Annotated in this window: 13 protein-coding genes and 1 tRNA gene; 2 read left to right on the top strand and 12 right to left on the bottom strand. The window is 49.3% G+C overall.

Going from position 1 to position 22,798, the window contains the following annotated elements; genetic code table 11:
• Positions 1–147: 147 nt before the first annotated feature.
• Positions 148–1,041 (top strand): AraC family transcriptional regulator, encoded by an 894-nt coding sequence (locus MUG84_RS23485; protein WP_244729642.1) that lies wholly within the window; start codon positions 148–150, stop codon positions 1,039–1,041.
• 65 nt (positions 1,042–1,106) lie between these two features.
• Here the strand turns inward: MUG84_RS23485 and MUG84_RS23480 are convergent, their stop codons facing one another.
• The 9 genes from MUG84_RS23480 to modA all read right to left on the bottom strand — a co-directional run bounded on the left by MUG84_RS23480 (position 1,107) and on the right by modA (position 13,258).
• A complete protein-coding gene (locus MUG84_RS23480) occupies positions 1,107–2,834 on the bottom strand; it encodes a methyl-accepting chemotaxis protein (protein ID WP_244729639.1) in 1,728 nt (575 codons plus the stop codon).
• 587 nt (positions 2,835–3,421) lie between these two features.
• Positions 3,422–3,495 (bottom strand) — tRNA-Pro (locus MUG84_RS23475).
• A 178-nt stretch (positions 3,496–3,673) separates the two neighbouring features.
• Positions 3,674–4,495: an MBL fold metallo-hydrolase gene (locus MUG84_RS23470; RefSeq protein WP_244729636.1), complete on the bottom strand. Its 822-nt coding sequence runs from the start codon at positions 4,493–4,495 to the stop codon at positions 3,674–3,676.
• Positions 4,496–4,749: 254 nt separating this feature from the next.
• Positions 4,750–9,174 (bottom strand): collagen binding domain-containing protein, encoded by a 4,425-nt coding sequence (locus tag MUG84_RS23455; RefSeq protein ID WP_280521471.1) that lies wholly within the window; start codon positions 9,172–9,174, stop codon positions 4,750–4,752.
• A 213-nt stretch (positions 9,175–9,387) separates the two neighbouring features.
• Positions 9,388–10,056: a class D sortase gene (locus MUG84_RS23450; RefSeq protein WP_244729633.1), complete on the bottom strand. Its 669-nt coding sequence runs from the start codon at positions 10,054–10,056 to the stop codon at positions 9,388–9,390.
• Positions 10,029–11,147, bottom strand: coding sequence for a response regulator (locus MUG84_RS23445; protein WP_244729630.1), 1,119 nt, complete (start codon positions 11,145–11,147; stop codon positions 10,029–10,031). Before MUG84_RS23445 ends, MUG84_RS23450 begins: the two co-directional genes overlap by 28 nt.
• A 97-nt stretch (positions 11,148–11,244) precedes the next feature.
• A complete protein-coding gene (locus tag MUG84_RS23440) occupies positions 11,245–11,499 on the bottom strand; it encodes a hypothetical protein (protein WP_244729626.1) in 255 nt (84 codons plus the stop codon).
• Between the two features lie 191 nt (positions 11,500–11,690).
• Positions 11,691–12,383, bottom strand: coding sequence for a molybdate ABC transporter permease subunit (modB, locus tag MUG84_RS23435; protein ID WP_244729623.1), 693 nt, complete (start codon positions 12,381–12,383; stop codon positions 11,691–11,693).
• A 17-nt stretch (positions 12,384–12,400) separates the two neighbouring features.
• Positions 12,401–13,258, bottom strand: a complete 858-nt coding sequence (modA, locus tag MUG84_RS23430) for a molybdate ABC transporter substrate-binding protein (RefSeq protein ID WP_244729602.1) — start codon at positions 13,256–13,258, stop codon at positions 12,401–12,403.
• A 175-nt stretch (positions 13,259–13,433) separates the two neighbouring features.
• On the opposite strand from modA, the gene MUG84_RS23425 reads away from it, so the two are divergent.
• Complete coding sequence (locus MUG84_RS23425) at positions 13,434–14,384, top strand: helix-turn-helix transcriptional regulator (protein WP_244729600.1); 951 nt, start codon at positions 13,434–13,436, stop codon at positions 14,382–14,384.
• Positions 14,385–14,454: 70 nt separating this feature from the next.
• Here the strand turns inward: MUG84_RS23425 and MUG84_RS23420 are convergent, their stop codons facing one another.
• From MUG84_RS23420 to MUG84_RS23410, 3 genes are all read right to left on the bottom strand, one after another.
• A complete protein-coding gene (locus tag MUG84_RS23420) occupies positions 14,455–15,324 on the bottom strand; it encodes an EamA family transporter (RefSeq protein WP_244729598.1) in 870 nt (289 codons plus the stop codon).
• A 65-nt stretch (positions 15,325–15,389) separates the two neighbouring features.
• Positions 15,390–15,893, bottom strand: coding sequence for a CYTH domain-containing protein (locus MUG84_RS23415; RefSeq protein WP_244729596.1), 504 nt, complete (start codon positions 15,891–15,893; stop codon positions 15,390–15,392).
• Positions 15,894–16,035: 142 nt separating this feature from the next.
• Positions 16,036–22,143: a phosphodiester glycosidase family protein gene (locus MUG84_RS23410; protein ID WP_244729594.1), complete on the bottom strand. Its 6,108-nt coding sequence runs from the start codon at positions 22,141–22,143 to the stop codon at positions 16,036–16,038.
• Between the last annotated feature and the right edge of the window lie 655 nt (positions 22,144–22,798).

Genomic DNA, 22,798 nt, shown 5'->3' with positions numbered 1-22,798 from the left:
TTCTGAACATCTACTTGATCTAACCTCATCTTAAGTGCAAGCGCCGCCGCCTGCCATTGACGATATCATGATGATGATGGACTATTTGATGATTTAATGTGGAATCAGACATTGACAAACCTCATGGCCACAAAGCATAGTGTATTCATGGATATGATACGAAAACCCGATGGATTCAGATCCGAGAAATTGATCGTTTTACCGGACCATATTATGAAAGAAGCAGCCGAACATCCCCTTGTCCGCCCACTCTATGTAACGGATACGGGATACTTTCCAAAAGCCCTGCATCACTACCGGGAGAGACCTGCGGGCAGCGAAGCGTATATACTCATTTACTGTATGGAAGGAGAAGGCTGGTACCGACTGGACGGCGGCCGGAAACAGACGATTCAGCAGGGACATGCCGTTGTCATTCCAGCAAATACACCTCATGAGTACGCTTCGTCGGAAGAGCATCCCTGGAGTATTTACTGGTGGCATATGAAAGGCGAGCATGTACATGCATTTTTCGACGGACTCGGTTCAACATGGGACCCTATCGCCTTACCCATTGAAAAATCCCGGCAGGTGACAGAGCTTTTTCACGAGGGATATGACCTGCTGGAGCAGGGATATACACTGAACCATATTATTTATGTCTCGCAGCTAGCCTGCCATCTGGCCGCGATTTTGAGGTATTCCCGGATGCAGCCGCAAGCGGGCGGTTTCCAGCACAGCAAGCAGGATATCACGCAAACGGTGCGTTATATGATGGATCATTTGGAGGGCAGCGTGACGCTGAAAGAGCTGGCGGCCCATGCCAATGTGTCGGTTCCCCATTTTACGCAACGCTTCAAAGAAGCAACTGGATATTCTCCAATCGATTATTACCTGCGCCTGAAAATCCAGCTCGCCTGCAGACATCTTGATCTGACAGGGCAAAGTATCAAGGAGATCAGCCACCGCCTAGGATTCCAGGACCCTTACTATTTCTCCCGCCTGTTCAAAAAAATAATGGGAAAGCCCCCTACCGAGTACCGGAACACTCGGAAGGGGTAGCTTTCCCATATCCGCCCGCCCTTACGAGGCGGGTGACAGCATTACACTCGGCTGCGGATAACCCTTTAGTGCTTATGTAAATCCTTCTGCAGCTGCTCCAGATGTCCGACAACTTCATGAGAAGCCTGTTCTATAGGCTCAAGGAGCTGCTTGGCCTCCGTTATCCGCCCTTCCTTCAGCAGATCTGCCGCTTCCTTCGCTAGCCTGTGGATTCTCGCATGCGGTTCCTCCAGAACCTGAAATGAATGCAAACCCGCCGTTCGGCTGTCGGATTTTTTATGGTCAATCCATTGCCCGAGTCTGCATGCATGATGATCCCCCTGCGCAGCCTCTATTTGATGAAATCCAAGCAGGCTGTTATATGCCCACCAGCGCCACAACAGATGATCCGTCTGAACCGTCCGCAGCGTTTGCTCTTCCGTTAATTCCGGGAACACCTCCAGCGTCTCTAGCCTTAACGAATTCACCTTCTGGCTGACCTCATAAATATCACGGCCTGTCGCCAGGGCATGCTGTTGAACCTGCTCATGATGCCCCAGCATGATGGCTGTACGCGATGAAATATCATCGGTAGCTGCGGACTGTTCTTCTACGATGCCGGCGATATACGATGTAGCGTCTCCGATCGTTTGAACCCCTTTCATCATCTGCTCCAGAATGCCGATCGCCTCCTGTGTACGTTCAACACGGCTGGCAATGATGTCTCCCATTTTTTGAGTCTGCATGCCAACTTGATCCGCTGTCCGGTCCACTTGGGATATGACCGATGTGATGCGTTCCGTGTAGTCCCTAGCCTGATCGGCAAGCTTTCTGACCTCGCTGGCTACGACCGCAAATCCCCGTCCCTCTTCTCCTGCTCTTGCTGCTTCAATCGCCGCATTCAAGGCCAGCAGCTGCGTTTGTTCCGAAACCTCGCGGATAAAGCCCACCATCTTCGTGACATCCCTAATGGACGTATGCAGCTCTTCAAATTGATTGCGTGTTTCTGCGAACTGCTCCACAACAGCCAAAAAGCCGTTCAGCGCCTCATCGATCGCCTCTTGCCCGTGTTTAGCCTGCTTGATCATGGCATCGCTGTTCTCCGCCACCTGCACAGCATGCTGCGCCACTTCCTGTATGGAGACCGATAGCTGCCCGGCTCCTGAACTGACATTCGTCGTTTCATGTATAGACAATTCGACCGCCTCAAGGAGAGGTCTGATTTGGTCCATTTGAATAAGCTCTTCAATGATCCTGCTGTTGTTCTCCACCAGCTTGAAATCATGGAAGCCTTGATACGCCTCCACCACCAGCTGCGAGTCGAGCGTCAGAATCCGGTTCAGTGACAACAGAATGGAAGCAGCCTCTGTCGGGTTCGGGAACCGGACCAAAATTTCCGGCACCAACTCTTCATAGATGCGCATGAACGATCCGATAAACCACTCCAAAGGGAGCTTAATCCGGCCGTGAACCAGCCCGATCCGTATTCTGGATTCGATATATTCACTGTTGATTTCCATCCGGGGAATGGATTTTAAATAATCGGTAAATGTGCGCATCAGCCGTTCCCACGTACTGTTGCCCTCAATCAGCTCCCGCGTATATTGCACCTGTGACAGCAGCTCATAATGACGTTTCGTAATTCCCTCTGCCTTCTCATCCATGAGCTGTGCCAGCTTGTGCATATTGTCCGTATCCACCTTGTTGATCTGAAGCAGATACAGCTTCGCTTTCATCTCTTCCGTCGTTAAAATATCTGATGGCGCCAGCGGCTTAACCACATCGGCCTTTGAAAGCTTCCGCTGAAATATCATGCCAAAACCTCCCTATGTTCTCTAGTTGTTATTCTCGTAACCTATTTTGGCCTACAAAACTTTTCAAATTCCCCCATAGGTATTATCGGCATCCCGCCACAGCTTTTTATGTGAATCCTGCATCAAGCACTGTCCCCAGCAAAATAACCCCACAAAGTGGGGCCTTGGCTTCGCAGCCGATTCAGGTACTTTGCGGGGACCCCGGAAATATATAATACAAAAAAAAGCGCAAACCGAAAGCTACAGCTTTCAGGCTTACGCCCTAAGAAACGTCCGATTTTTTATTGATGGCAACCAAAAAAAGTAACATGAAGCAAATTCCACGTTTGCGGTTTAATGATGGATCGATCAAATAATTTGGAACTTTTCAGAAATGAAAGCGTTATATAAATAAGAGAACACGAGGCGGTGAAATCGTGAAAACCAAGTCCACGCACTCCGTTGTCGCTGCTGCTTTGACCTTCAGCATCCTTATGGTCCATTGCGCAGAAGTCAGGCGCGCAGCTGATGCATCTTCCAATTTGTCTATTCGCCCTCCTAAAGGGGCTGTTGCCATAAATAAAAACGAGAACTGTCAAAGTGAAAAATCGGAGTAGCGGGATTCGAACCCACGGCCTCACCCACCCCAAGGGTGCGCGCTACCAGACTGCGCCATACCCCGATGAAAGCGATTACTTAACGATCGCAATTTCATTATATGAATTCATTCCATTTATTTCAATAGCAAAAATAGAGGTGAAGGCTATACCTTATCTGATGCTTTGATGCCTCCATCGGCACAGCTTGCCGCCTTGAATAAAAAAACGCCGATGCCTGGCGGCATCAGCGTTGGTTTCATACTATAGAAGTTCAAGGATCATGCCGTCGTAAGCCACCTGGATTCCATGCGGCTCGAATATCTCCGTCAATTCGGCGTGGGACAGCTGTGCGTTATGGGAAAAGTGAGTGACTACGATATTTGCCCCTGGCTTCAAAATGCCATACTCCTCGAAACGCTGATTCGTTTCCAGCACGGCATCGATGTTCATATGGGTTTTACGGTAATTCGACCGCCCCACTGTGCATTCAAGCACAGCCAGATCCAATGTCTTATCCTGAAGCCAAGCCCAGGTTTCGTCAGGAAACCAGCCGCTGTCATGTCCGTACAAAATCGACTTGCCATCCTTTTCGATGTAATACAAAAGGCAGGTCTCGATCGGATCATGACTGGCTGGAAGCGGCACAATGACTGCCGTCTGCAGCTCTTTTTGCTCAAAAGGCTTTACCTGGTTCAGCGTGAATTTCCCCTGCAGTCCCCCGTTAAAATCAAGCGTCTGCTTGATTCGCAGCAGGACAGCATCATTGGCATATACATCGATCGGATGAGCCGCAGACTGAGCATAGCCCGGGAGCCTTGCAGCCATATCCTCCGCATATAAATGATCCGAATGCGAATGCGTGAATATCAAGTCTTTGATTCGTTCCAAATCCAGCCCGTCCCTTACCATATGCATAAAGGTATCCGGCGGGAAATCGATTTTCAGGTCATCATCCAGCATGACCGAGGTACGGGAACGAATTTCCTTGCCACCAGCGGCTCTAGCTTTGGCGCATAACTCACACCGGCAGAACAACGACGGAATGCCTTCGAAGGCCGCCGTACCCAAAAAGCGGATTTTCATTGCTTCATCACTCCCTGATTGTATTCATAGCTATTCATGCTAAAGTCTAATCAGTCCCGACGGAGAAAGCTGTGAACAGATGAAATCCTTCCTCTAGATGGCGGTTTGCTTACTCATTTCATGTCAGGCTGCAATAATGGTATGACTGATTGTAAGGCCTGTCAAGTATCGACATTTCAACCTTCTCTGCTATATAAGAATGGTAGATATAAAAAACAGCCTGCTAAGTTCATCAGCAGGCTGCTTTCTTATGATTACTTATGATGTACACGCATCTTTCTGAATAGCAACAGTGCTCCGCCCAGGACAATCAGGCCAAGGCCCGCGAGCTGGAGTGGAAGATGGCTTTCTTCACCGGTTTTTGGCAGCATTCCTCCCTCAGATTGCGGATCCGGCTCGCTTCCGTCACCGGCAGGTGTAGTCCCTTGATCATGGCCCTTGCCAGGCTTCTTATGCTCATTTCCGGCATCAAGTTTAACGGAGCCATTCGAACCCGGAGTGGTTCCTCCGCCAGGCTTGCCTGGATTCGTCGTATCCCCTGGCTTCCCTGGATCCGTCGTCTCACCGGGTTTACCGGGGTCGGTCGTCTCACCAGGCTTGCTTGGTGTATCTGGATCTACAACCGTTCCTGGTACACTCGGAGTATCAGGTTCTTCAGGCTTCACCGGTGGAGTCACTGGTGGAGTCACTGGTGGATTCGGGTCGGTACCGCCTCCGCCTCCGCCGCCTCCGCTAGTAATGCGGTTGTTCTCGACAGTAACCAATGTTTCCTTCCCCTGCACGATTTCGAATTCAGTCAGTGCCTGTTTTATCGTGTAACCTGCAGGAGCCGCAGTTTCTTCAAAATAATACTTGCCGGGTCTTAAGTTGGAAACGTTCAGCTCACCTTTATCGTTTGTCTGTAATCCGGCGATTTCCTTCCCATCCTTGTCCTTAACCGGTTTTTTGTCCGAATCCAAGATCCGGAACGTTGCGCCCTTCAGCGGCACATCCAAACGTCCGGTTTGGATCTTGGTCAGCTTAACCGATCCGGTAGTCATATCATTCTTGAATGAAAGTTGCAGAAGCTGATCGTCCACAATTTCGAATTTCAGTGGATCGGAATTCAGCTCATAGCCTGCAGGAGCTGCAACCTCTACGAACATATAGCTACCAGCTTTCAGATCCTTCACGGACAGTTTCCCGTCTGCATCTGTCGTTAATCCGGTTTTCAGCGTATTACCGTATTCGTCCTTAAGATCGAATTCAGCTCCGGCAAGCGGCGCTCCGTTAAATGCATCGGTTTTCGTCAGTTCGACGGAACCTATATAGATTTCATTTTTCGCCGTTACTTGTTTCGACTTAGATTGGTTGGCATCGATGGTAAAAGCGATTGGAGTCGGATCAAGTTTGTACCCCTTAGGAGCCTTGACTTCGACCAGTTGATAGCTTCCCGGAGTGAGATGTGCCAGCAGAATTTTGCCGTTCTCATTGGTCTCGAGCTCTGTTTGTCCTGCCACATCCTCAAAGACCTGGCCGTTATGCTTTTGCAGCTTGAACACCGATCCAGGTAAAAACTTGCTAGGGACATCCTTGTCCACTTTCGTGAGTTCAAGATCCCAAACGCCTTTGGTATCCTCGACTGTTACCGTATCTGCAGTCTTGGTAAAGTTAATTGTCTTGCCTTTCAGGTACGCATCATCGATGAGATAACCCTCTGGGGCGGACAGCTCCTTAATAATGAAATTACTATTGTACTTGTAATTCTTAAATACTGCTTTACCTTCGGCATCTGTTACCAGCTCTTGCAGGAGCGTTTTGCCCGTCTTGTCATACAATCCAAAGCGTGCTCCTTCAAGTGGCTTACCGCCGGCTGCATCTACCTTAATCAAGGTTAAATCGCCTTTGCCCGCAGGCTGTGCTCCGCCTCCGGCACCCGCAAAGCTGACTTTAATGATCTTATCTTCGTTCTTATCAACAGCGCCTGAGGATTGACCGGCAAACTCGGCATTATTGCTGATCTCCTCGCCGTGTTCCGCGTTGATAAACGACTGATATTCCAGCACGTAAGCTTCGTGAAGCGGCTTTTTGAAGGTCAGAGTAAACGAGTTGTCCTTCACTTCAAGTGTATAGTCGGCTTCGTTCACAAGTGCGCCCTTCGACAGATTGCCGTTTGAGGCTACCGTGGTTTGGTACAGCTTGAACGAAGAAGGTACGAGGATTTGATTCGCGGATAAGTGATCCTTCACTACCGCATTTTCGACGATCGATTGGCTCCGGTTGATATTGAGCGTCCAATACGCGTAATCTTCAAATTCTCCTTTTCCCTGCACCCCGGTTTTTACGATATACTCACCGCCAAACTTCGGTTTTACCAATGCCGACTTTTCGAACAGCTTGGTATTAGGCTGGCTTTCATCATACAGCTCGGCATCGTTATTGTACTCGGCTGCGACCGGATGATTTACCAGGCTGGTCTTGTACGTAATCCGGTAAGGGGAGTTGATCTTGTGATTAAACTTCAATTCGAACCCGTCTTTGCCGTCTTTTTTGTCGGTTTTAAAGGTGTAGTCTTGATCTACACTGAGTGGTGCGCCTGTTGGCGCCACACCATTCGCCCCGCCAGTAAGCTTCAGCGGCTGGACAACCAGAGACCCTTCTACAAAGGTCTGTTCACCCGTATAGAAGTCCCGAACCACAGCCTTTTCAATCTCATGAAGATTGTAGTTTACGTCCAGTGTCCAAGTAATTTCTTTGGTTCTGGCGTCATAGGAACCAGTTTTGCCGCCATTATCCTGTGTATATTCATCAACTGGTCTGGACACCGTCTTATCAATGCTCGGCTGCTGTACGCCGCCTTCCTTCCAATTCAGCTCAGCCGTATTGCTGTAAGAGTCCTTCTTCACTGCTGTCGGGTCGAAGGTGGTTTGATACGTAATCACGTAATTTGTTGAAATTTCATGTAGGAAGGTGATCTTAAAGCCGGTTTTAAAATCAGGATCGGCTTCGAGCTTATAATCAACGTCTTTCTTTAAATCGCCGATTTTCACACTCCCTGGAATCAACTTCATATGCTGTCCGGCAAAGTGGTCGGTAATGACGACATCGGTCATTGTCTTGTTATCGTCATTCAGGCTGATCTTCCAGTCGATCGTTTTGCTGTCATAATGAATACCCGTGTAGCTCTTCCAAAAAATCACCTGATTGATGTCCTTGCCGACTGTAATCGCCGGTACATTCGGCATGCTCACCGTATTCTTCACGTTGAGTTTGTCATCATGAATGCGGTCTTTCGCTTTCGTTTGATATGTGATTTCGTAAGCGGCGTTTACTCCCTTAGTGAATTGGAAGCGGAAGCCCTCCGCATTTGGGGTTACGGTATAATCCGTATCTTTAACGAGCTCCGTTCCCGTTTTCTTGGAAGCATTGCCGTTTGCATCGATAGCCATCTCATAGACATGGAAGGAACCATCGACCAGTTCCTGATTCAGCGTATCGAACTTGTCATCAATCCATGCTTTATCCTGCGGCATGGTTTGTTCGTTATAGTTGTATTGAATAGCCCATGTAATTGTCTGGGTCGCGGAATTATAATCTCTGGCTTCCTTGCCAAGCGGTTTGCTGAATTTCACAGGTACGCCTGTCGTCTTTTCCAGCGGATTCGTTAACCCATCGCCGGTTACCTTTACCGTATTGCTGTACGTCGCATCCCCCGGCGAATCAATCGCGGTAGCATACTTCACACGGTATGCGGTGTCGGAGGTACCGCTGAACTTCAGCTGGAAACCGCCAGTCGTTTGGGTAAAAGCGTATTTGCTTGGATCAATAAGCCCTTTTTCCACAACCGTGCCGTCCAGCTGTACTTCAAGGACATATACCTGCAAGGAGCTCTGATACAGCGTTACACCTTGAGGCAGCGTATCCTCAAACAGCATATCGGTAACTTTTTTCTCACCCTTGTTAACATCAACCGTCCAGTTGATCTTCCCCGGATTCATGACCTTATCCGGTGTACCGGTCTTGTCGATTTCACTTTTTGACTTACTTTTGAAATGAACAGGAACTTTAAATGAGTCACCGTGGATATCAAAGACAATATCCTGATGGGTGCCGCCCGAGAGCTTTTCTTCGCTAAATTCTCTCCAGACATAGAAATTGCCCTGCATCCCTTGGCCTTCAATCTTTTCATTGAAGGTAAAGGTGACCTGGCCTTCAGGCGTTACCTCATATGTACCGACGTTACCGTCCAGATCGCCGGTCAAGATTTTCGTGACCTCGAATTTGTCCGGCAGCTGGAACGTAAAGGTTGACCCTTTCCCATAATCATGATCAGCAGGAAGTTCCCAATAGACGTCAACCTGAACCCTTGCACCTTGGTCGACGCGCACTTCCTGAAGATTGTTGCCGTTCTCATCCTTCATTTGAACACCGGTAATGATATTTTCCGTGATGGTCTTGTTCTTCTCTATAGTCGAATCTGATATGGGTTGTATATCATTCTTGGAAGCATCATCAGAATCTTCCGCTGTCACATCATTACTTGAATTGCCTGCATCTGCGGGAGCGGTTCCCACCGTCTCTTCCACTGCATTTCCGACTGCAGCCGCATCAGCGCTGACCAGGCCAGAAGGAGACAGCAGGTTAAGCAGCAGGACGAACGCCATCATCAAATAAGGCAGCTTTCTATATTTCCTTAACATCCGAATGTTTCCCCTCTCTTTCTCTTTTTTTGATATGCAGCTGACAAAAAAACATATATTTTGCCCGTTTATGTCGAACTGCGACATAACAATCAAACTATACAGCATGGCACTGAATATTTTCTGAATATATCTGGATATTTTCTGAATATTTTCTGAACACGATAGGTACACAGAAAAACCACCCATTTCCCTCAGGGGGACATGCGTGGTTTACATATTGGTGATTTTACCTTTAATGATCAGGCGGTGCGTTGGATTCACTATCGGATGACAGGTCACCAGCGTAATTTCCTGATCCTTGCCGTTACCCTTCAGCACCCATACATCCTCAGGCTTCACGATCAGCTTCTCTGTTACGGTATATTCAAACCGCCCCGCTTCCGTTTCTACGTCAATCTTGTCGCCCTTTTCGAGTTCATCCAGCCGGTTAAAATTTCTGCCGTACGTCCGGTTCCGGTGTCCCGCAATGGCATAATTTCCGATTTCTCCGGCTTCGCCTGTGTTTTCGATACTGGCTACAGTCGATTTCATATTTTGCTTGGTCGCACCATGCAGAATGGGAAGCTTCAGATTAATTTTATCGATCGTAAGCATTCCCTCTACCTTGACTTCAGCATCTGAAGGAGCTTTAAACGCCGGTTTTGCGTTCGAAGCAGACAAGGACTCAACCTTTGCTGGCGCCTGCTTGCCGGAGACCGCGGTATCATTGGGGCTGTCTATATTTTGAAAGCTCGTCTCCCATTCCCGGGCCAGCTTCTGCTGCTGCGCATCCTCGATCATTTCCGAGAATTTTGGGTAGCACAGCAGGATAATGCCGGCGATGATCAGCAGTATGGATCCTATTTTGATTTTCACTCCCGTTCCCACTTCCAATACCATTCTGTGAGCTCCTTGCTCGGAGTTATGCCATATTCCTCCTCAAGCGCCTCCTCCAATTGCTGATACAGCCTTCTAACCTCACCCGGATGGTGAAGCAGCGCGTATATACGCATCAAGCCTGCGTAGCCGTCTTCGATATATGGCAGCTTTTCAATCATATTTTGGTACATTCCGATCGCCTCTGAGTTCTGTGACAGCTCAAAATGGCATTCCGCGATTTCCTTGGCATGTTTCAGCCAGAGTAGACGAATACGCTCCTGTTCCGGTTCCGCCCACATATACCGATGTTCCTCCAGAAAATCCCCCGTGTACTTTTCCATAATCGACAGATGCTGCTCGAGCGTCGCCGGTGTGACTGAAGGAGCCTCCCGCAAGCTGGTTTCCCACACCTCTGCATCCAGTGTAACGTTCCCCCATTCCAACCGGTAACCCTCATCCTGATATTTGATTTTTATATCCAGTTCGTAGGTTTTGATCATTTTACGGATCTGATAGATCGCAGTATGCAGCTGCGTGGTCGCTCTTTTGATGTCGTGATCTGGCCAGAGAAGATCCATCAGTGTTTGTTTACTTACCGATTTGTCACGGTAATAAATCAGATATGCAAATAACTCGGGCGCCTTCAGCGTTTTCCATGGGAAAGACTGCGGCCGCTGATGTTGATCCAGCAAATGCAGGCTTTGCAGACAGCAGAGCGATGCGGATTGATATTGCCTGCTAGATGAAAACTGGGATACCCTGTTCATGGTCACAGCCAGTCTCGAGGAATGTACAGGCTTTAGCAGATAGTCAAGGGCATTGATCTCAAAAGCCTTCACCGCGAAATCCTGATAGGCGGTAACGAAAACGATCTGCATGGATGGATGCAGCTCCAAAAGCCGTTCAGCCAGTTCAAAGCCGCTCATTTCAGGCATCTCGATATCCAGAAAAGCAAGATCGGGCACCTCTTCACCAGCCGCAGTGAGCGCCTTGTGTGGACTTTGAAATACTCCAATCAGCTCCACGCTCGCATCAAATCCATCCTGTGACTGCAGAAGCTTTTCCATTTTCCGCAAAGCCAGGTTTTCATCGTCGACGATGATGGTCTTCAATGCCTTTCCCTCCCCCTGAGTTTTGTTGCATGTCTTCTTCATTTTAGCAACAAAATACTCAGAGGAGTATATTCTTTTCACTTTCCACTTCATATAGCTAATCCTGAACATACCTATCCATAAGCGAACAGTTCTTCCAATCATCCATGATCATATATCCGCGCCTGACCAAAGCAAAGATGGTGTTCGTAGTGCAGTACCAATCCAGAGCCGAAGCTCCCGAGGAAGGATGCTCTTGTTCCGGTATAGCCTCCGCATACGTCCAATATCCGCCTTGCTCCCAGCGTATGAGTTTTCCGCCATGCTTTCGCGCCTGATCCAGCGCTTCCTGCTGTATTTCCGATAAAACCATACGATTCACCACACACTTCATTCATTGAAAATGGCTGCTGGGCCCCGGGCCTGGTTCAGCTACCCGTTCATCCCAATTCCAGCGAGTATATAACCATTACAACACAAGTCTCTGAATATTTTCTGAACATTGGGGTTGTCCGGACACTTATATCTTGTAATAAAAAAAGAGAGCTTTCGCCCTCAAAATGATTATTTGGTTTTCGAAACGGTCTCTACCTCTGCCGCCGGATTACCGCGACCTGTCAGCAGCAGCATCAGAAATGAAATGAGGATGATCGCACAGGTCCACGCCCAAGCCATGGATATATTGCCCGCGTCCACGGCCACGTAAATGGCTGTCGGGAGGGTCTGAGTTTTCCCAGGAATATTCCCTGCAATCATCAGCGTCGCTCCGAATTCACCCAATCCCCGCGCAAAGCCCAAGATAAAAGCCGTACCGAGCGAGTGAAGCGTCATTGGAAGTGTAATGTATCTGAACACCTGCCACTCATTGGCGCCGCTGGATCGTGCCGCGTTCTCGATTTCCGGGTCTACAGAGGCAAAACCATTTTTCATCGTCTGATACACCAGCGGAAAGGATACCACCACCGCCGCGATCACCGCCGCCCACCAGGAAAAGATCACAGGAGCATGAAACAGCCATTCGATGGCCTGTCCTACCCAGCTTTTCCGGCCCAAAATAACGAGGAGCAGAAAGCCGACGACCGTTGGCGGCAGCACCAGTGGCAGCATCAACGCGGTTTCCAGCAGAGTTTTCCCTTTGAACTTTCGTTTGGACATCCAGAAGGCCGCGGCCACGCCCAGGATTAAAACGACCACGCTGGACAGCAGCGATACCTGCAATGACAGCCTGATGGGAGACCAAAAATCATGCCAGTTCATGAATGACACATCCTTTTTTACTCAGGAACCGTAAATCCGTACTTGGTGAATACATCCATCGCCGGCTGGGATTGCAGATAGTTGTAGAAATCCTCGGCTTCTTTGGCATGCTTGGTCGCCTTCACGATTCCGATTGGATATTCCACCGCCGAATACGCTTTAGGATCCACGGTAAACGCAATCTTCACCTTGGGTGAGGTTAAGGCATCCGTTTTATACACGAATCCGGCATCGGCATTTCCTGTCTCCACATATTGAAGAACCTGGCGAACGTCCTTGGCCTGAACCGTTTTGGACTGCAGCGGCTCCCACAGCTTCGAGCTCATCAAGGCTTCTTTGGCATAATTCCCCGCAGGTACGCTTTCCGGAATACCGATCGCAACCTTTTTCACTTCCGCTTTACTTAGGTCTCCGATGCTCGCAACGGAAGTCTTGGCATCCGACGGAACAACAACCACCAGCTCATTTTTTAGAAGCGTTTTCTCCTGGCCTTCCTCGATCAGTTGCTGCTCAACAAGCGGTTTCATGTTCTTGGTGGATGCGGAGAGGAACAGATCCGCCGGGGCTCCCTGCTCAATTTGCTTTTGCAAGGCCCCTGATCCGCCAAAATTAAAGCTCAATTGAATATTCGGATGTGCTTTTTCATAGGTCTTCGCGATCTCATTCAATGCATCGGTCATGCTTGCTGCCGCGGAGATGGTCAGGTCTACCTTTTCCGTAGGAGTGTCATTCGAAGTGTTCGTATCGGAACCTGCAGCCGCACCGCTTGCACTGTTGTCCGCTTTAGATTCGGAGCTATTGCCGCAGCCTGCCACAAGCAGCATCATGGCTACTAAAACACACAGGATTATACTACTTTTCTTTCTAGCATCCATCTCTCTGCCCCCATTGTTATGTTTAGATATAATTAGATATAAATAATATAAATTATACCTAGTTTGGTTTTGCGTTGTAAACCTTCTTCAAGAAAATCTAATCATCAAGTATGTTACAATAAGAATCAAGAAAGACGTGAACGAACGGATTGTTTTTTGAATGAGGAGGATTCCCATGTCCAGCGATATATCCTATACAACTGAAGAAATCGCTAAAATGCTGAAAATATCCAAGCTCACCGTCTACGATCTCATTAAAAAGGGCGAGCTTCCTTCCTACCGAGTCGGCAAGCAGATGCGGGTGGATGCTACGGATTTTGAAGCATACAAACAGCGAGCCAAAGGGATTAAGACGGTCCCTCAGATCCTTCCAGCGGCAGAGCATGCTCAACATCCTTCCACTACAGTTGGAAACGGTATGCGGCCTATTGTCATTACAGGGCAGGACATCAGCCTCGATATTCTGGTCAAATATATGGAGAAAAAAATCTCCGGCATCCGCCCGCTGCGGGAATACGTGGGAAGCCTCGACAGCCTGATCTCCATGTACCGCGGCGAAGCCGATATCGTCAGTACCCATCTGCTGGACGGCGACACTGGCGAATACAATATCCCATACATCCGCAAGCTGCTGGTCGGCTCATCCTATATGGTCGTCAACCTGCTGTCCAGAAATGCCGGACTATATGTACAAAAAGGCAACCCGCTGGGGCTTCAAAGCTGGTCTGACCTGAGCCGTCCAGGCCTGCGCCTGATGAACCGGGAAAAAGGCTCTGGCGCCCGCGTTCTTCTGGACGAGCAGCTCCGCCTGCACGGCATCAAGCAGCAGCAATTGAACGGATACGAGCTGGAGCAGACCAATCATATCGGCGTTGCCGCCAAAGTTGCTTCCGGTGAAGCCGATGCGGGTGTCGGGATCGAAAAGGCCGCCGCCATCGTCGGTCAGGTGGATTTTATCCCGCTGATCGAAGAGCGGTATGACCTGGTGATGCTAAAAACGGCGGATAATATGCCATGGATCCAGTCTTTATTGGATATTTTACGTTCGGAAGAGTTCCGGAAGGAGCTGAAGGCAATCGCTGGGTATGATCTCTCCCGCACGGGGGGAATTTTATTCGAGACCTGATCGATAACTGGCAATGCCGGATGGTTACAAAGGAAAGAGAAAAGCCCGCCTAATGGCGGGCTTTTCTTCGTTAAACTTTAATCAATAGTGCCAGCGTACCAACGGTAAGCAGCAGCAGTCCAATCGTGGATTTGAGCGACAGCTTTTCCTTGAGAAACAAGAGTGCGAACAGCACCGTGACGAGCACGCTCAGCTTGTCAATCGGTACCACCACGCTTGCCGGTCCGTCCTGGAGCGCTTTGTAGAAACACAACCAGGAAAGCCCCGTCGCAAAACCGGATAGAACAATAAACAGCCAGCTTTTCCGGTCGATGCGCCTTATGTCTCCCTGCTTTTTCTGAATGAACACGATCAGCCAAGCCATGATCAACACGACAATGGTCCGAATCGCTGTCCCCAGGTTAGACTCGACATGTTCAATCCCTATTTTGCCCAAAATCGAGGTCAAAGCCGCAAACAGCGCCGACAGGCAGGCGTATATCAGCCATCCTTTATGTTCGGCAGAAGCAGCCTTTTCCGATTTATTGGGCTGAATCATCATATAGGTACCAATCGCGATAACCACCATACCTACAAGCATGATCCACGTCATCTGCTCGCCGAGAAAAATGAACGCCAAAATCATCGTCAGCACATTGCTCGATTTGTCGACCGGCACGACCTTGTTGACGTTCCCGAGCTGCAGAGCCCGGAAGTAGCAAATCCATGAAGCGCCTGTCGTCAAACCGGACAATACGAGAAACAGCAGGCTTTTCCCCGAGATATCCTTGATAGTGTCCTGCGATCCGACAATAAAAACCATCAGCCACGAAAAGAGCAGCACCACCCAGGTCCGGAGCGCCGTCGCCAGGTTGGAGTCCACATTCCGGATTCCGATCTTGGCGAGTATGGATGTAACGCCGGCGAACAGCGCCGAACCGAATGCATAGGCGATCCACATGGTGTAATCCCCCTTATATATGAGGAGACCCTCCGGCTTCCTTTATATTATTATATTTGCCGCATTCAGCCCTCCTTCCGCTCCTGCAGCTCCCTCCACACTTTTTTGTTGCTGTACTGCTTCTCGGTGCTGATATCCTTGCCAAACCAGTCCGGTGGTACAAAGCTCTCTGCCTCTTCCACCGAGGCAAATTCCACTTCCAGTACCATCAAGTTAATCTGCTTATAGTCGTCGATTTCAATCAATGTATCGCCCCACATCGCCGTGGTCCGTTTTTTTATCAGCGGTACAGCCTGATGTGTATGAATCATCTGCTCATAAAGTCCCTCCGAGATGGAGTACTCCACCTCTTCACGGGCAATACCATGCCCTTTCTTGAACGTATGGGTATATTCGGTCTGGTCATCGGTTAAATCTATGATTTTCCGGACTCTAAGCTCCTGATCTCCTGCCAAGGCCAAATACGTTTGCTCAATGAGCTGCTCCTTTTGAATTCGAATCACATGTTTCTCCATTAAATCCGCCGGATATGCCGGCAGCAAAAATTTACGTTCGATTTCAAGCGACATGTGTTGGTCCCTCCCAATTGTTGTCTGTATATATCCATTATACGAATGAATACATAGAAGAGACAAATGAAATGGATTCAGAACAAAAAACGGCAGGACCAGCATTTCGCTTGGCCCTGCCGCTGCTTGGGTTTCCCCTATCCTACTTCAGCTTGCTCAACATATTGTAGATCATCTGCGCGCTTTCCGCACGGGTCGCTGCTCCTACCGGATTGAAGCGCTCCGGCGATTGCCCTTGCATCAAACCGCTCGCATATGCGGATTGCACCGCTTCCTGCACCCATGCCGGCGATGCGGCTACGTCTTTAAACACGGCCTTGCTGGCATCGCTGCCGATCTGCCCTCCCGCAGCCTTGTAGGCACGAACGATCATGGCAGCTGCTTCCTGGCGCTTAATCACGGCATCCGGTGCAAAGCTTGTTTCGCTGACACCTTGAACGATGCCTGCTTGAACAGCCGCCGAGATGGCCTCCGCGTACCACTTATCCGCAGATACATCCTGGAACGGAGTCACGCCGTTTCCTTTCAGATCCAGCAGACGTACCAGCATAGCAGTCATTTCCGCGCGGGTGACTTTTTGATCCGGTGCAAACTGGCTGCTGCTGACGCCTTCGATCAGATGCTTCGCCGCCAGCTCCTGAATAACCTCAGAAGCCCAGTGCCCAGCAGTGTCCGTAAAGGTTTTGTTGTATTCCAATACGGCATAAGGAGACTGAAGGCTGTATATATCGGCTTTCAGATTACCATTGTCTGCTGCGCCTCCGATAAACTTCAGCGAGCCTGAGCTATCCAGAGTATATATGCCGGACAGCTTACGGTTCACATCGGAAGACACCGGAAGCATCAGCGTAAGAGGCTTTTTCAGTTCAGACAGCTGATATTCTTTGCCATCCTTTGTAATAATGCTTAGGCTGAATTTCAGCAGGTCGCTTCCCGCACGAAGCGAAGCGCCTGATTCGCTCTCTGCATTCGCGATCCACTGCTTACCTTCGTTTCCGGTCATCCGTTCTGCTCTCAGCTTCATTGTGCTTCCTTCCAGCTGATCGGCAGGGACCAGCTCGCTTAGGGAGCGTAAGACTTCGGTAGGAATCGTCACCCCAACGTTCCCGGCTTTCACGGTTACCGGCGTATCCTTCAGCAGCGAGGCAGCATTACCAGGCAGGGTCAGCTCTTCAAAAGGCTTATCTGTGCTGAAGACAGGCTCCCCTTTTGCCAAAAGTGCTGAAAGCTCACTTGCAGACACGTTCCACTTTCCTGTATTCTCCGGTGGTTTTGGCTGTACAGGAGGCTGAACCGGTGGAGTGACAGGACCCGAACCTCCGCCGTTATTACCCTGATCTCCCCCATTGCCTTCGCCTCCACCTTGATTGTCGGAAGCTTGAACATTCAGGACATATTCTGCATGGAAGGAATCATAGGTTGCCGAAATGACCGTCGTTCCCTCCGATAATGCGGTAACCGTACCTTGGTCATTCACGGATGCGATGTCACTCTGACTGCTGCTATATACCACGCCATCCAAAAGCGGTACATGCGTTCCGTCCTGATATACGGCTTCCGTTACGGTCTGATCCGTCTCACCAACCTTCAGGGTGTCTTTACCCTTCAGTGATATGGAATCCACCAGACCTTCAGGAACCCGGTTCACGGTAATGGTCGTTTCTCCATACACATCTGGATTCACTGTGCTGGTTGCTCTTACGACTGCTGTTCCCATACCTCGGGCTGTTACCAATCCTTCTGGAGATACAGTTACCACTTCTTGGTCTGCAGGATTGGAGCTATATACAGACCATGTAACACGCTTATCCGTCGCCTGCTCCGGCTTCACATGTGCGGTCAGCTGCCGGGTCTCCCCAATGGCCAGCTGCAGATCCTGTTCCTCAATGTCGACACTTTCAGGAGCCACCGTCTGCTTGGTCAAAGTAAACTCGTCGACGATACGGCCGCCTACCGTTTTGGTCACATATTTCAGCTGATCTCCATCCACCTCAATCGAGGCGTACATTTGCGTGGCTTCGTCATCCGTCACCCGCTGCCACTCCCGCTTGGTCAGCGAGTAGAACTTCGGTCCTGTGGAGCCTGCAATGACATAAGTCGTACCCTTGCCGTCTTCCGTGATCTGGTTATTCATCATCGGGTACGACCGCAGATAAATATGATCATGTCCGTTCAGCACCAGATCGACCTGATGTTTTTCGAGTACCGGCGCCCACAACCGTCTGATTTCCTCCGTATCATAGATACTGCCGTACGGACCGCGGTGGAAGATCGCAATTTTCCATTTTTTCGTTGTGTTGGACAGATCTTGTTCCAGCCACTGCTGCTGTTCTTCATACTGGTATTCGCTGTTCAAAACCATGAAATGAATATCTCCGTAATCAAAAGAGAAATTGCTTCCCTTCAGGCTCTCCAGCCCGTTCCCCGGCTGATTGAAATGGGCCAGAAAATCATTATTCTCCTTCGTACCCATCACTTCATGGTTGCCGATGGCGCTAACCAGCGTCGTATTCATCAGCGCATCCTGGGCCTCGCTGAACCACCAATTCCATTCCTGCTCAAGATATCCTTTGTCGACCATATCCCCGACATGCACCATAAAATCTGCGTCAGGCGTATTCTCAATCGCTTTTTTCACGGTGTTGCCCCACAGCTTGTACCCGGCAAGGTCACCGGCCTGGGAATCCGCAAAGTACAAAAACTTCGTTGGTTCGCCGACAGCTCCGGCTGTCTTGAAGGTTCCTTGCTGACTGTAATGCCCATTGCCGTCGCCTACCCGATATACATAAGTGGCACCTGGCTCCAAGCCGTTAACGGTCGCTTTATGCACCCGGACAGCTCCCAAATCGAGCGTTTGATACAGGTAGCTTGTTCCATCCGCCTTCTGTACATTAGGCTGATCAAATCCGCTGAACTCGGCCTGCTTCGCATATTCGACAACGGTTGGCTCCGTCCCCGGATTCGTATGCCAGGTGAATCCTCTCGAAACGGAAGGATCTTCACCCATACTGACGTTAATATTGTATGGCGTTTCAGTTCCGTATAGCGGGGACACTTTGAATCCCGCTACCTGGCTGTATAAATTCCCTTTTACAGCCTGTACCTTGTATGTCTTCACTAACGACGTAAGAGTACCCGTCTTCAGCTTGCCTTCTACATCCGTCGTTCCAATGACATTGCCGTCGGCAAGGATATCAACTCCTTTTACAGGAGCTCCGGACTCATCTTTGACCTGGAACACGGTCTCATAGCCTTGAATATTCCCGTCTTCATTCCAGGCCAGCGACAGATTGTTCTTGATCTCAGAAGATAACGGCAGACCGAAGAAGGTATAGTGCACGTTACCCGTGCTGACAAACGAAATGCTTCCGGACACAAACTGGATGATATTCGTCCCCGTGGCATCCTTTTTCACATCATATTGAATTTGTCCAATAAGATCGTTATCCGTTAATGAAGCCGTATTAAGACTATTTAATGTCAGGGTCACCGTCCCTGTGCTGCTGTCGATATCGGCCTGAGCTTGGGATGCGTTCAGTTTATCGCCTGGAATGAAGCTCAGGTTCTCTACTTTGGATGGATCAAAAGTAAGCTTAAGCTGTCCATCCTTCAAGTCTGAAGCTTTAACACCCTTAATATCTACCGTATATTTATTTCCTGCATACAAGCTTTTCGGAGTGTCATAGGTTAATTTGGAAGACCCGGTGTCCACATTAAAGGTCCAGGCTTTCGTCGTCCGGTTGCCGGACAAGTCACACACCGACACTTTTGCCTGATGAATTCCGTCCGCCAGCGGCGTAGTCGGTGTATAGTAGATTTTCCCCTCCGGCGGATAAAGGGTATGCTGCACCCGCACGCCGTCCAGATCAAACCGGATCGAATTCGGATCAATCAGCGTCGTTCCAGGATTCTTCACCGGATCATATCCTGCATCCTCACCGTATACCGTGATGGTCGGCTGATTCTTATGAACCGTCGCCCCTTCCGCAGGTGAGTTGTTTTTCAAAATTGGAGGGTCCAAATCATCTTCATTCGGACCGTACAGCGCACGGATCTGATCCACGTAGATGACACCGGCGTCTTTTTTCGCTCCGGAAGTCTCCATGTAACGCACCGGCATATCTATCGTAAGCGGCAGCGTTCTGCCCTTCGGAACGTCTGCCTCGACATACTTCCAGCCTACCCAGTCGACGCCGATGTCCTGAGGGGTAAAATCAAGCGGGATCGTCCCTTTGCTGTCGCGCAGCTGTGCACGCAGCCAGTGAGACTTGCCATCCCCGTAGACCCACATGCCGATCTTCTCCGGATAGCCCGGAATTACGATGTTTTCAGCAGGGCTTTTGGTCTGGAGATAGGCGCCGGAAGTACCCGGTTTACCGGTAAAATCATATTCCAGCTTCAATGAGCCGTTGCCAAACCGAACCAGATCCTCATTGGTTTCGATGCTCACTTTCGTCGAATTGAACTGAGCACCAGCCGATGGAAGGTACTTATCGAGACCATTTTCAAAGTCCTCCAGCACAACCGGAGGCTGACCGATGTTCACGTCCACAGAGGCTGTAATGCCTTTATAGCTGACGATAATTTTTCCGCTTTGCTCCGTCTCGTTGGTTGCCGTGAATACGCCATTTGAGTCAATCGTGCCAATCGGACCTTCAACGCTCCACTGAAGCTGGCTGTTATCCGCCTGAATGACCTGGCCATCCCGGAGCGCAGTAACCTTCATCGTTTCCGATTTGCCAGGCGCAATACTCTTCACCTGGTCGCCAAAAGAAAGCTCAGTCAGCGTATCCACGATTTCGATCTTCGCATTTCCGCTTAAAGCTCCTGATGTAACGGAGATATCCGTCATGCCCGCAGTTGCGCCCGCGGTAAATTTCCCTTGATCGTCTATGATTCCAAACTGCGGATCAACGCTCCACTGCAAAGTTCCGTTAAAGGCTGCCGGATGCAGATTTGCATCAACCGCGTTAGCTTTGAAGGATACCATCGAGCCTGTAAGTACACGCTGCATCTCCGGCTGAACGACAAGCTTGTCCACCGCTCCCTCTGGCGCTTTGTTCACCAGCATAAGGCCGTTTGCCGTCTTGCGTTCTCCACCATCCGAAGGAGAGTTCATCAGCTTTCTTTCCGTTTCACCCGGCATCCGGGCAATGAAGGTCGACGAACCGCCTCCGTCCAGGTTGATGGCATTCACAACCCCCATATCCTGCATGATCTGTCCCAGCTCAGCCAAGGTCACCCCTTCACTGAATCCCGGCTGGCGGCCGTCGATTTCAAGCAGCACGACAGAGCCATCGGCTTTCGTCCCGACTGCCGTACGCGGATGCGCCGCAGGATCGCCGTTAGGCTGGGCGACCCCGTCTTTGACAAGCAGCGTCGAGCCTCCGATCGCCATCGTCACATCGCTCCAAGCCCCTTCCAGATTCAGACTCAAGGTAACATCATCGCCGACCTTCAGACCAGAGAGAACATTACGCTGATTGCCCGAAGCAGATAATACGACTTTGCCTTGATCAATCGACGTGTTCCCCTTGTCATTATGTATCCGTTCCACCTTCAGCTGCAGGGTCTGCCCGCTTTTCACTTCTCCCTGCACCACATCAAGCACCACTTCATCACCCAAATCATTGGTCATGGTGCTCACATCGAAATCCGGCGTATATAGTACCAGATCATTAGTCCCGCGCGTCCGGTTAATAGAGCTGAGTTCGGACGTTTTGCCACCGATCGTCAGCGTTCTTGTCAGCTTCGGGCTTGGCCCGTACAATGTCGTACCATCTTCCTTTATGCCGAAGGCATACCAGTCGTCCGGCGGACTCGTAAGAATCGTACCGTTACCCATAAACAAGCCAAGCGGCACACCTGTAGACATATCGTAGAAATCGCCATTAATTCCCGCGATGACTCTGTTTCCTTCATGATCTGCATCACTAGCCATCTTGCTTACACCCTGCATCCCATTCACTTTACCGTTCGTCATGCCCGGTTCAAGTGAAAGCGCCGGATTCTTAGGATCGAATTCCACCATATTAAGCTTCTCTAGACCACGGTCCAGCTTCATATTCCTCCAGGTATAAGTTGCACCCGGTCCAATCTCTACCTGTCTCTCATCGATAACACTACCAGTGGCCGCAGCCGTACTCGCTTTCTCTGCCAGTACCGGTTGCTGGGCAGGAAGCAGCATGGATAGAATCACCGCACTGCTGAGGACAGAAGACCATATTTTTTTCGTCCTTTTCCCTATCATTCTATTTTCTCCTCCTATTCTAGTTGCAGAAATCAGGGCCATTCGTAGAACGCCGTACTGGAGAAGTATACAGGCGCTTGTTTAGCCCCCTTCCTTGTTTTCGTTAAATCCTTGTAAAATATTATTTTGAAAATTAAATAAATATAGTTGTAAATACTATAAAATTTGATTCCAAAAATACAAGGTTCTTAAATACTAGGGAAAAGGTTCCATTAAAGATATGCATCTGCCAGATTGTACTGAGATTCGACAGCATAAAATAGTAGGCTTTGTTCAATTTCATTGTTGATAACTAATAAAACAAAACCCTCCTTTTCAATAAGGCGGGAAATTTTAACTATCGTACTCCGTTAGCTTGAGTTCACACCCTATAGTTGAAGAATAGAGTTACAATTTATTTAAAAACATTCTTACACTAAACCATTACCATAGATGATTCTTATAGAGGTCAAAATCCCCCATTCTTCAAGTGCACTACTCTTAATATTACAGAAATTAAATTCGTTTTTAATAATGTCTAAAGTAAGATCTTTATTTGTAGAAATAATATTTAATCCACATCTGAATTTGAATGAAAGTCACCTCTTTCGGATTGGCAGCCGCTTGTACGGGGGCTATGCTGCGTTATTCACGATATAGAATATTCGATTTTTTA

The organism is Paenibacillus mangrovi, from assembly GCF_022898935.1.
Lineage (GTDB): Bacteria > Bacillota > Bacilli > Paenibacillales > Paenibacillaceae > Paenibacillus_AQ > Paenibacillus_AQ mangrovi.
The sequence above is the reverse complement of the archived record's forward strand: the minus strand, read 5'-3'. Positions and strand labels throughout refer to the sequence as shown.